This window comes from Pontibacter saemangeumensis (assembly GCF_039541895.1).
GTDB lineage: Bacteria > Bacteroidota > Bacteroidia > Cytophagales > Hymenobacteraceae > Pontibacter > Pontibacter saemangeumensis.
In genome coordinates this window covers 65895-77002 of record NZ_BAABHC010000006.1, presented here as the reverse complement: position 1 = coordinate 77002, position 11108 = coordinate 65895, and the positions used below count along the sequence as shown (strand labels likewise).

Below are 11108 nucleotides of genomic sequence, written 5' to 3'. Positions count from 1 at the left end.
CTACAGCTTTCGTATATACTTTATCATCATATATAAGAAACAATGCGGAACAACCTATTTAAGCTTCTTTTCGTTTTTTGCCTCTTTGCAGGCGTTTCCTGCAGCCAGGGCAACCACGAGGAAATGGAGGACACAGAAGAGTCCACCGCTCCCGCGGCTACAGGAACCGAGGACACCACTGCCACAACAGACGAGGTGCCCGCGTCGCTGCAACAGCATTAAGCCCCAAAACAGAACCCCTGCGTTTGACCACCGGGGTTCTGTTTTTCTTTTTGCTGATGCATGACCATATCCCGGCCGCATAAGGCTTTCGCCTCCTTCTGTCCTCCTAGCAGCAATGCAAGCGTATGAAAAAAATCCGTTATTACCTGCTTCTCATCCTCACCCTGTGCACCGCTGTTGCCTGCAAGCAAAGCAGCCGCGAAGAGGCACAGGAGCAGTTCAGGCAACGGCAGCAGGCGGTGCTGGAACGCGGCCAACCGTCCACACCCGCTCCTGCCGACAGCCTTGCCGATGAACCGTCTCTTTCCGAAGCAGATGAACCCCAAAATGCACCCGCTAAACCGGCCACTACGGCCGGGGACAAGGTAGTCGGGGTGAAAGACGGCGACACCATTGAGCTGCTACGGAACGGGAAAACAGAAACAATCCGGCTTTTTGGTGTGGATACCCCGGAGAAAACGCAGGCGTACGGGCAGCGGGCCAGGCAGTTCACCTCCGACCTGGTGTTCGGCAAAACCGTGCGCCTGATCGTTAACAACACCGACCGCTACGGCCGCACCGTGGGCACCATCATTCTGCCCGACGGCCGCAGCCTTAACGAAGAACTGGTGCGCAACGGCTACGCCTGGCATTACAAAGCATACTCCAACGATCTGAAGCTGGCCAACCTGGAAAGCGACGCCCGCCGCTATAAACGGGGGTTGTGGCAGGACGCCAACCCGGTAGCACCCTGGGATTTCAGGAAAGATAAGCGCAGCGGCGGCAGTGCAAAGCAAACGAAAGCGCCGCTGCCAGCCGGGGCCTCCAAACGCACGGTTTATATATGCAACAGCACCAGTTCCGGTGTCTACCACCTCACCAGAGACTGCCACGTGCTCAAACGCTGCAAACAGGAAATGCTCGCCATTACAGAAGAGGCCGCCATCCGCGTGTACAACCGCAGAGCGGATAAAACCTGCAGCAACCCCTGAATCCAGCAAGAGCATGAAAAGCGGAATGGATCCTAAACCAAATTATATATAGCTTCTGAATCGCCCCGGCAGGCATTGGGGATTCATGATGTAGAATGCTAAATTTACCGGACCACGCTGTTCGTTACAATTAGAAGATGAAGATCACCCTACTTAGACAAGGCCGCAGGTCACTGCTGCTGCTGGTGTTTGCCGGCACCCTGCTTAGCTGCCAGCATACTGATGAAAAAACTGCCGCTTCTCAGGCAGAGACTGCCGTTGCAGTAGCAGGCACACAGCCAAAGGCCAGGCCCGCCCCAGAATTTTTCCTGATTCCTCCGGACATGGCAAAAAACCGCGTCTGGATTTGCATGGATGAGTCAGCGAACCTTTTCCATACCAAAAACGACTGCCCGTTGCTGGTGCCGTGCAAGGGCACCTTCCGGAACCTGACGCTTGTCCGGGCCATCGAAGACTTCGGCCGCTATAACTGCCAGGAGTGCAGCCGGGAACTTGATCACATCTTCGACGAAAATAAGGTCCGTTAACCGCCAGTCACAGAGAAGGCTCCGCTGCGGTAGCGGAGCCTTCTCTGTGACTGGCGGTTCTTCAGGTAGTGGTTGCTTTCTCGCCCTGCAGCACCAGCAGCGGCACCTCCGCCTGATAGGTTAGCCGCTCTGCCAGGCTCTGTGAGAAGAGCTCCTTCAGGAATCCCTTTCGCCTGCGAACAACGGCCAGCACCTCGCCGCCTGTCTTCTTCAGGTAATTCTTCAGCCCTTCGTCGCGGTGCTTGTTGGTGATCTCATGGAAACTGAGGGGCACACCCGGAAACTTTTGCTGCAGCTCCCCCCAGAAATGCTCCGCCTCCTCGCTGCTGCTCCTGGCATTTGGTTTCACCACATGCACCACATCTATATGGGAACCGAAAAAGCTACCCAGCTGCACAACCTGTTTCAGGGCGTACATGTCTTCTGTGCTGTAATCGGTGGCATATATAATCCTCTCGAGTGCTGGCGACGGCGCAGTGCCTGGCACCGACAGCACCGGGCACTTCACCTCCTCTATCACCGCTTCAGTATTGCTGCCTATCAGCAATTCCTCCATAGTATTGTCTAAGCCTGTTGTTCCCATCACAATCAGGTTGTAACCGCCATGTGCGGTTAACTCCGATGCCAGGTCCGTCAAGAGGGCCTCTCTCAGTATATAATCGCAGGTGAAGCCGCCGTCACGGTTTGCGCCATGTCTTTCCTCTAATTGCCTGCACAGGGCTTTCAGCTTCTCGGCGGCATCCCGCATCTGCTCCCCCAGCAGTTCGCTCGCCACTAAAGCAGTCTCAGAAGTGTCTACGATTGGCAGGTGCAGCACGTGCATCAACGACAGGTGCGCACCTGCGTGCTGGGCAATGTAGACAGCGTAGTCAACTGCCTTCGCCGATGTGCTCGAGAAGTCAATCGGACATAGAATTCTTTCCATAAAGTAAGTTGTGTTGTTTGGTTGCGCATGTGATCGTATCACGTTTTGTCGATGTATACGGAAAGAATTAAAAGTAATAGAAAGTTAACTTCGAAATCGTGCATTACATAATCAGAAAGCATGTTTTGGCCCTTTACAGTAAACCATATAAATAACTAAACCAATCATAACCAGCACAATAAACCTCTTTTGCCAGTATCAATCCCCTCTTCCTTGGCCACTGTTGCCCGACCTGGCAGCGCGCCCTGCTGCGGCTTATATCCCCGGCTGTATTTCCCTCACTTCCTTCCACGTCCAGTTGTATTTTGGCTGGATGCCGCTATAACCCTTTCTGTAATGGTTAACCACTTCCTCAATGAGTTGCCCCACCGGGATGGACGAGCTGTATATCTCCCGGTCAGTGGGGTTGTCGTAGGCCTCGGTGCGGGTAAGCCGGTCGCCGTCGAGGCGCAGCAAAGGGCCGGTATCCGTCACGGAGTCGTGGGTCCAGCGGCGGCCGGACTTTTCCAGTTGGTTCAGGCGCCCGGCCAGCGGCGCCAGCGTAAGGCGGGGCAGCGTAGGCCGGGAGGCAAGGTCGACCCAGGTGGTGTACTTGTACTCCAGCTCGTAGCGGTTCTGCCCGTAGCAGGCCAGCACCATGTCAAACCCCTGGGTACGGCTGAAAAGGGCGTAGTAGTGCACCGGGTGCGGCGTCTCCACGATGATCAGGCCGATCTCCGGGTGCCGCGTGAGTTTGGTGTCGGGCTTGTATATGTCGCGGTAGCCTAGCAGCACGCTTCCCACCTCTTCCTCCCAGGCGCCTCTTTCCCAGTCCGGGTCCTGCAGCACATGGCCGAACTCCCGCAGAAAGTACCTGAACTTCTGCACGCACTGTGCGGCCTCCTTCTCATCGGCCTGGTCGGCGGCAAAGGGTTTGTAAAACAGCTCCCGCTCTTTGGCGTTAATCCAGCAAACCAATTTCAGGGCCTCGCCAGCCAGCGGGTGGTTCAGGTCCAGCTCCCTGAAATCCCCGATCACGGCCATCTGCCGCAGCAGTTCCTCGTTTTCCAGCGCCCGTTCCGGGTTAAGCAACGCCCAAACGCCCACAAAGCCATCTATATCAAAATGATTCGCCGACACATACGGCAGGTCCAGTTGGGGCAGGCGCTGCCGCAGGGCGTGCAGCACAATAGCGGCGCTGGTGTTGTCCCGGATCTCGGCGGGCGTGGGGGCGCCCCGCCAGTGCGATAACATCACGCCGTTGGCGTGGGTACTGTCTACTACAATGGCTTTCTGGCTTTTGACGGCCGCGAATGGGATAAATTGTCGTTTCTGCATGGCTTAAAGTTGCTCACGCGCGGGCAAAGTCGCAAGGGTTTTCCCTGCTCAATTACGCTCGTATGGCTGGCGGAGCTTCTTCAGAAAAAACAAGAAGCGAATCTGCCGCTTAATCGTTAATTTTCAGGCATGGCTTTAAAAGATATATACGCAACCTCCCTTTCCCTGCTGACGGACCTGTACCAGCTCACGATGGCCTACGGTTACTGGAAAAAAGGCATGGCGGAGCAGGAAGCGGTTTTTCATCTCTACTTCCGAAAAAACCCTTTTCAGGGGGGCTATACGATTGCCGCCGGTCTGGAGCATGCCGTGCAGTTCCTGCAGGAGTTACACTTCACAGACGAGGACCTGGCCTATATAGCCGGCTTGAGAGGAGGCCAGGGGCAGCCGCTGTTTGAGCAGGCGTTTGTGGAATACCTGCGCGAAATGCGTTTTTCCTGCAGTGTGGATGCCATCCCGGAGGGAACAGCCGTGTTTCCGGGGGAACCGCTGGTGCGGGTGCGGGGTCCGTTGCTACAGGCGCAGCTGGTGGAGACACCACTCCTCACGATCGTCAACTTCGAAACCCTGATCGCCACCAAGGCGGCCCGCATTGCCGACGCCGCCAAAGGAGACACGGTGATCGAGTTCGGGATGCGCCGTGCGCAGGGCATCGACGGAGCTTTGTCAGCTTCCAGGGCAGCATATATAGGGGGTGCCGCCGCCACATCCAACCTGCTGGCTGGCCAGCTGTATGACATCCCTGTAAAAGGCACGCACGCGCACAGCTGGGTGCAGGCATTCGACACAGAGGAAGAGGCGTTCCTTGCCTATGGGCAGGCGTTCCCGCACGATTCCGTTTTTCTGGTTGACACCTACGATACGCTGGAAGGCGTGAAAAACGCCATAAAGGTTGCGAAGCAACTGCAGCCTTCCGGCTTTACCTTCGGGGGCATCCGCCTCGACTCCGGCGACCTGACCTACCTCAGCAAAGAGGCGCGTAAGCTACTTGATGCAGCGGGCTTTACCGAAGCCAACATCGTGGCCAGCAATGACCTGGACGAGCACATCATCACCAGCCTGAAACAGGAGGGTGCCAAAATAAACGTGTGGGGTGTCGGCACCAAAATGGTGACGGCCTACGACCAGCCTGCCCTGGGTGGGGTATATAAGCTGGCCGCGATCCGGCAGCTGGACGGCGCATGGGAATACAAAGTGAAGCTGTCGGAGCAGCGGGCGAAAACCTCTACGCCCGGCATGCTGCAGGTGCGCCGGTTTAGGGACGGGGTGTTTATTGCCGACATGATTTACAATGAGCTGGAAAGCCTGCCGGAGCATACGCAGGTCGTGGACCCGCTCGACAGCACGCGCCGCAAGAGCATCCCGCCGGGTACTGCTTTCGAAGATCTCCTGTTACCGGTTTTTAAAGACGGCACTCTTATATATGATTTGCCGGACCTGCTCACGATAAAAGCAAGAACAAAGGCCCAGCTCGACAGCCTGCACGAAAGTATCCGACGCTACCTGAACCCGCACAGTTATCCTGCCGGTCTAGAGGGGAGTCTGCATCAATACAAACTAGATTTGATCCTGCGATTACGCGGTGAGTGACGGGAGCGCTGGCTATATATAAACCGGGTGCCATTATGCGCTATATATAGTTTTGGCCCTGATTGCTATATAAATATGATAGATATATGTTTTCCTGATCAGGAATTTAAACACGAGGGCGCCCCTAAAGCCGGTCAGGATCTGGATGAGGGTGATTTATATATAGGGTGCAGGCAAAAACTCTACCGGAGAGCCACGCTTTCTGCTGTATGATCGGTTAACTGGCTCCCCTTGGAAGCTCGTTTCACTTCCGTTTCCCCCTGCTGTTGGAGATGCGCTGGATGCGTTTGGTGCGTACCCAGCGCAGGTATTTCTGAAGGGCTTCTGCCTGTTGCAGGGCAGGGATGCTGTTGTAGAGGATGGCCAGCTCGCGGTTGGTGAAGGTAAGATGGACGGTGCTGTGGCATGGCTGGCAGAGTTCGGCGGTGGCACCGTAGCGGCCTCCCTCCTCCCTTGGCACCAGGTGATGCCGCGACAGGCTCTGCCCCTCCCGGCCACAGAGCGCACAAACTGCTTCGTTCTGCTTCTTTGCCACTATTCCCGTTCCCTGTACTTTATTCTTCCAAAAATGGAAAACAAAACAGGGCGGCTGATGGTTTAAAGAGCTTCTCTGAATACAAGAAAAGCTTACCCAGGCGCTGAATACCGTCACAGGTTACCCCGATTAAACAGACATATATACATGAAAATATCCCCCGAAGAACCTGCACCTGTCGCATCAGCGGAGGAGGCAGTCCCGAAAACCGTCATCCGGGAGGACCTGTTGATTTTTCTGCTGGCCGCCATTCAGTTCACGCACATGATGGATTTCGTGATCATGATGCCGCTTGGCCCGCAACTGATGCGCGTGTTCGACATCACGCCCCAGGAGTTTGGCCTGTTGGTGTCGGCGTATACGTTCAGCGCGGCAGTGGCTGGCTTTCTCAGCGCCCTCTTCATCGACCGCTTCGACAGGAAGCATGCCCTGCTCGGGCTATACCTGGGCTTCGCCCTGGGAACGCTTGCCTGCGCTATGGCCCCCTCCTTTGGGATGCTGCTGGCGGCACGGGTGGCTGCCGGTGCATTTGGCGGGGTGCTGGGCGCGTTGGTGCTGGCCATAATCGGAGACGCAATTCCGGAGCAGCGGCGGGGCGCCGCCACCGGACAGGTGATGGCTGCTTTCTCTGTGGCCTCCATCGCAGGCATCCCGGTGGGGCTGTACCTGGCGAGCGTCACGAGCTGGCATGCGCCTTTTTACCTGTTAGCCGCTTTGAGTTTTATTGTGCTGCTGGTGGGGATGTTTTTCCTGCCTGCCATGCGCGGGCACCTGAGCAGCGCCACCCGCCACAGTCCCTTCCTGGTGATCGGCGATATCCTGCGCAGGCAGAACCTGCGTTGGGCCATGGCCCTTACCGTTACCCTCACCATGGCTGGCTTTTTTGTGATACCCTTCATCAGCCCCTATATGGTTGCGAATGTGGGGTTTGAGGAAGCAGAGCTCAGCTATATCTACTTATTCGGGGGGCTTGCCACCGTGTTTACCTCGCAGTGGGCGGGGCGCCTGGCCGATCGGCACGGAAAGAAGCGGGTGTTCGCCATCAGCGCGCTGCTGTCGGTGCTGCCGATCCTGGTGATCACGAACCTGCCGCCGGTGCCCCACTACGCTGCCCTCATCGTCACCACGTTCTTCTTTATCTTCTTCGGGGCGCGCTTTGTGCCCGCCATGGCCCTGATCACCTCCACCGTAGAGCCGAAGCTACGCGGCAGTTTCATGAGCATCAATTCGTCGGTGCAGCAGCTGAGTGCCGGCCTTGCCTCGTTTGGCGCAGGTTACATCGTACAGGAATCTGCCACGGGCAGCTTGCTGCACTTCAACTGGGTGGGGTTTGTGGCCTGCGCCATTACCCTGGCGGCGATATGGGTGGTGCCACACCTGAAGCAGGTGAGTTAAGCCACAGTGCAGCCTGCGTTCAGATGCTGAACCCAGCCTGTACTGCTACAGCACCTTATATTCAGAGGCTGGCGCTGTTGATGGCCTGCGAGAAATAGCGGTTGCCGCCCTTCAGTTCCTGCAGGGCCTCGCGCAGCTCCGTAGGTTCGGCGTTCTTGAGCAGATACCCCTTCACGCCTTCCTCCATCAGGTTCTCCACCAAAGCCTCGTCTCCGTATGTCGACATGATCAGGATGTTGATATCGGGATACTTCGACAGCAGGTAACGCGACGTCTGCACCCCATCCATCTCGGGCATTTCCAGGTCCAGCATGATCACATCCGGCAGGTCTTCCTCGATTTTATCCAGCAGCTCGGCGCCGTTGCTGGCGTCCGCGACTAACGATATCTCCGGAAAAGCCTTTAATAATTCCAAAACCCCCTTTCGGAACAGAATATGATCATCGGCAATAGCCAATGTTAGTGTTTGATAAGCCATAACTATAGCTGATATAAAGTTTGTTGATTGTGTTGTTTAGTCGGCACTGTTATTTCGACCCGGGTCCCCACCCCGGCCTCAGATTGTATGTTCAATTTCCCGTTCAGCAGGTTCACGCGGCTTCTCAGGCTCACGACCCCCACGCCCTGTGAAGCGGCCTGCAAATGGGCGGCGTAGTCAAAGCCTACGCCGTCGTCCTCAAAGTGCAGTGTCACCTCGTCATCTGTAAAGAGCAGCTTTACATGCACAAGGGTTGCATGGGCATGCTTTAAAGTATTGTTCAAAAGTTCCTGCACCATCCGGTACAGGATCAGTTCCAGCTTTGGCTCCAGGCGCCTGCTTTTGTCGTTGCACTCGTAGGTGACGGCAACTTTGGCGGTGGCCGGCACCGACCGGCGCAAGGCCTCCAGCGCCTGCGCCAGCCCCATTTTGTCCAGCACGACTGGCATTAGGTCGTGCGAGATGCGGCGTACGCTGCCGATTACCTCATCCAGCAGTTTCTTAATAGTCTGCTCCGCATGGCGCACTTCTTCGTTTGCCCCGTCTATCCCTGCCACCAGTTGGTGCAGGTTCAGCCGCACCAGCGACAGCATGGAGCCCACCTCGTCGTGCAGATCACGGGCCACCCTGCGGCGCTCCTCCTCCTGTGCCTGCATGGTGGCTTCCAGCAGTTGGTACTGCTTGGTGGTCTGCAGCCGCTGCACCTGTTCCTTGTGCTGCAGCAGGCGCTTCTGGTACAGCAATACAAACACAATCACCCCTAGCACCAACAGCAGCAGGATCGGCGTGATGATGAGTAAAGGCTGGAGTACGTTCATGCGGTCACTGCTCTGCGCTGCACTAACACTAACACACAGTTAAACGAGATATTTAATACATAGGTAATTGTCATACAGACGCGCGCCATGTTATCTGATATCGCCAGCGCTTTGTTGAACATGCCGTATGCCATGGCCGTGCCCGCGAAAAATATCATCACACCACAACTCAGCACGAACATAGGGTCCTGCTCCAGGTACACGTAGTTCAGGTCTTTATAGAGCACAAACAGGTACAGAAGCGCCAGTGCGATCAGTATCGTGCTCTCCATTACCCTTGAGTAGGAGTTCATATTGTGCGTGCCTGCCCCCCAGAAGGCTTCAGCGATACAGGCGAGCAGAAAAACGATGACCGAGATGATGATGCCGGACTTGATCTGCTTCTGCTCAAAGCTCATATAGTAAATCCATGACAGCAAAGCATACTCGATAGGCACATATAAGTACGAGATCCACAAATTGCTGCCAGACCATAAGTACACGCTTAAAAATCCAAGCGTTTCCACTATCGCCAGAAACACTATATACAGGAAAACGCCCCAGAATACTTTGCCGGGGCGGCCAAACTGCTTCAACAGGATCAGGCTGGCGAGCAACGGCACCAGTACGCTGAAAGATGACGTATACGACAGCCAGTAATAGTATTTACTAAAAAAGACCTCCATTAGCCGTTTAACGCACCCACAGCGCAGTCGGGCGGGCAAACCCTGGATCTGTCGGCGACCAAGCCATCCTCCATATCCTGCCCATCTGCATCCACCCCTACCAGCACCAGTTGCTTCTCTCCGCTGCCATCCAGCCCATAGTACATCCGGATACCCGCACATCCCTCCTGCTCCAGTATTTTTTGAAGGATGTCTCGCCCAAAGAAGTGCGCTTTCACTGTCTCGGCCTTATCTCCGTGACTTCTTCTGTAGTTAGCTGTAAAAGCGGCCGCTTCGTCTAAAGGAATGGCTTCGCCCTCTGATCCGTCGAAATAAGACATTAACTTTCTAACTTTAGTTTTTCTTTTCCAAATATATAATAAATTTAATATCAATCATATTTTCTTACACAGAATTAAAGTGAGGAAAAAATTATCCTATATGGAAGATCTTGAAAACTACTTCGAAAGCAACAGGCAGCTGTGGAACCTCCGCACCCCGCTTCACCGGAAGTCTGCCTTCTACCGTGTGCCAGCCTTCATGGAGGGCGCAACTTCGCTGAACAGGATCGAACTGGAAGAACTGGGCGATGTGCGCGGCAAATCGCTGCTGCACCTGCAGTGCCACTTCGGGCTGGACACGCTGTCGTGGGCGCGGCTGGGGGCCAAAGCGACCGGTATTGACCTTTCAGACGCCGCTGTGGAGGAGGCCCGCCGCCTGAACCGGCAACTGGGGCTGGACGCCCTGTTTGTACAGTCGAACATATATAACCTGCAAGAAAACCTGCACGGGCAGTTCGAGGTGGTGTTTACCTCCTACGGCACCATCGGCTGGTTGCCGGACCTGGAGAAATGGGCTGGCACCATCGCGCACTTCCTGCAGCCGGGCGGCACGTTTTACATGGTGGACTTTCACCCGGTGGCCTGGATGTTTGACGACGAGTTTGAGAAAATCATATATCCCTACCACAATACCTTCGAGCCCATTGTGACGGAATCGGACCACAGCTATACCGACGGCAGCGGCCATGCCCCGCACAAAGAATACGGCTGGAACCATGGGTTAAGCGAAATTATCTCCTCCCTCACCGCCACCGGCCTGCGCCTGGAGTTCCTGCACGAGTTTCCGTATTCGCCCTATAACTGCTTCCAGCACATGGTGCAGGGCGACGACGGCAACTGGCGCATTGAACACCTGCGGGACAAAATTCCGCTGCTTTACTCCATCAAAGCGACGAAACCCCTTCCCTGACAGCCGGCTGCCCCGTATATATAAACCAATACCCCGTGCGCAGCTCGTGTAACCCCTGCTCAGGCCGCCGCCGTATTCAGTTTATATATAAAAACACAGAATTATGCCTAAAAAATCATTTCAGGAACTGATCAATAGCCCGGGCATGCCGGTGCTGGTAGATTTTTACGCGGACTGGTGCGGGCCGTGCAAGGCAATGTCGCCTGTTGTGGAGCAGGTGGCGAGCCAGTACAACGGCAAGCTGAAGGTGATCAAGGTGAACATAGACAACAACCAGGCGGCCGCGGCACAGTTCAGGGTACAGGGCGTGCCCACATTCATCCTCTTCAAGCAGGGCCAGCAGGTGTGGCGGCAGTCCGGCGCAATGCCCGCTAACGTGCTCTCGCAAGCCGTGCAGCAGGCGCTTGTCTGAGTTTGAAGGCAATCTCTGAATTC

At 55.6% G+C, this 11108-nt stretch carries 14 protein-coding genes; 7 read left to right on the top strand and 7 right to left on the bottom strand.

Going from position 1 to position 11108, the window contains the following annotated elements; translation table 11 throughout:
- Window positions 1–42: 42 nt before the first annotated feature.
- The 3 genes from ABD920_RS08420 to ABD920_RS08410 all read left to right on the top strand — a co-directional run bounded on the left by ABD920_RS08420 (window position 43) and on the right by ABD920_RS08410 (window position 1720).
- The gene (locus tag ABD920_RS08420) at window positions 43–222 is read left to right on the top strand and encodes a hypothetical protein (protein WP_345158255.1); all 180 of its coding nucleotides are present in this window, start codon (window positions 43–45) and stop codon (window positions 220–222) included.
- Window positions 223–347: 125 nt separating this feature from the next.
- Window positions 348–1193, top strand: coding sequence for a thermonuclease family protein (locus tag ABD920_RS08415; RefSeq protein WP_345158254.1), 846 nt, complete (start codon window positions 348–350; stop codon window positions 1191–1193).
- 137 nt (window positions 1194–1330) lie between these two features.
- A complete protein-coding gene (locus ABD920_RS08410; RefSeq protein WP_345158253.1) occupies window positions 1331–1720 on the top strand; it encodes a hypothetical protein in 390 nt (129 codons plus the stop codon).
- 61 nt (window positions 1721–1781) lie between these two features.
- Here ABD920_RS08410 and ABD920_RS08405 read toward each other — a convergent pair whose 3' ends face one another.
- Window positions 1782–2645: a universal stress protein gene (locus tag ABD920_RS08405; RefSeq protein ID WP_345158252.1), complete on the bottom strand. Its 864-nt coding sequence runs from the start codon at window positions 2643–2645 to the stop codon at window positions 1782–1784.
- Window positions 2646–2900: 255 nt separating this feature from the next.
- Window positions 2901–3962, bottom strand: a complete 1062-nt coding sequence (locus ABD920_RS08400) for a DUF6687 family protein (protein ID WP_345158251.1) — start codon at window positions 3960–3962, stop codon at window positions 2901–2903.
- A gap of 129 nt (window positions 3963–4091) precedes the next feature.
- Between ABD920_RS08400 and ABD920_RS08395 the strand changes: the two genes are divergently transcribed.
- Window positions 4092–5552, top strand: coding sequence for a nicotinate phosphoribosyltransferase (locus ABD920_RS08395; protein WP_345158250.1), 1461 nt, complete (start codon window positions 4092–4094; stop codon window positions 5550–5552).
- Window positions 5553–5796: 244 nt separating this feature from the next.
- Here ABD920_RS08395 and ABD920_RS08390 read toward each other — a convergent pair whose 3' ends face one another.
- The gene (locus tag ABD920_RS08390; RefSeq protein ID WP_345158249.1) at window positions 5797–6087 is read right to left on the bottom strand and encodes an HNH endonuclease; all 291 of its coding nucleotides are present in this window, start codon (window positions 6085–6087) and stop codon (window positions 5797–5799) included.
- Window positions 6088–6234: 147 nt separating this feature from the next.
- On the opposite strand from ABD920_RS08390, the gene ABD920_RS08385 reads away from it, so the two are divergent.
- Window positions 6235–7482, top strand: a complete 1248-nt coding sequence (locus tag ABD920_RS08385) for an MFS transporter (protein ID WP_345158248.1) — start codon at window positions 6235–6237, stop codon at window positions 7480–7482.
- Window positions 7483–7543: 61 nt separating this feature from the next.
- Here ABD920_RS08385 and ABD920_RS08380 read toward each other — a convergent pair whose 3' ends face one another.
- Genes ABD920_RS08380 through ABD920_RS08365 form a run of 4 tightly spaced genes read right to left on the bottom strand, consistent with a single transcriptional unit; the run spans window position 7544 to window position 9763 of the window.
- Complete coding sequence (locus ABD920_RS08380) at window positions 7544–7960, bottom strand: response regulator (RefSeq protein ID WP_345158247.1); 417 nt, start codon at window positions 7958–7960, stop codon at window positions 7544–7546.
- 2 nt (window positions 7961–7962) lie between these two features.
- Window positions 7963–8778, bottom strand: a complete 816-nt coding sequence (locus ABD920_RS08375) for a sensor histidine kinase (RefSeq protein ID WP_345158246.1) — start codon at window positions 8776–8778, stop codon at window positions 7963–7965.
- Window positions 8775–9443, bottom strand: a complete 669-nt coding sequence (locus ABD920_RS08370) for a hypothetical protein (RefSeq protein ID WP_345158245.1) — start codon at window positions 9441–9443, stop codon at window positions 8775–8777. Before ABD920_RS08370 ends, ABD920_RS08375 begins: the two co-directional genes overlap by 4 nt.
- Window positions 9443–9763 carry a hypothetical protein gene (locus ABD920_RS08365; RefSeq protein ID WP_345158244.1) on the bottom strand — a complete coding sequence of 107 codons (321 nt, stop codon included), beginning with the start codon at window positions 9761–9763 and terminating at the stop codon, window positions 9443–9445. The genes ABD920_RS08370 and ABD920_RS08365 overlap by 1 nt, the downstream gene beginning before the upstream one ends.
- Window positions 9764–9863: 100 nt before the next feature.
- Here ABD920_RS08365 and ABD920_RS08360 point away from each other — a divergent pair, with 100 nt between their 5' ends.
- Both ABD920_RS08360 and trxA read left to right on the top strand, forming a co-directional pair.
- Window positions 9864–10673 (top strand): class I SAM-dependent methyltransferase, encoded by an 810-nt coding sequence (locus ABD920_RS08360; protein ID WP_345158243.1) that lies wholly within the window; start codon window positions 9864–9866, stop codon window positions 10671–10673.
- A 103-nt stretch (window positions 10674–10776) separates the two neighbouring features.
- On the top strand, window positions 10777–11085 hold the full coding sequence (trxA, locus tag ABD920_RS08355; RefSeq protein ID WP_345158242.1) for a thioredoxin: 309 nt from the start codon (window positions 10777–10779) through the stop codon (window positions 11083–11085).
- Window positions 11086–11108 lie beyond the last annotated feature (23 nt).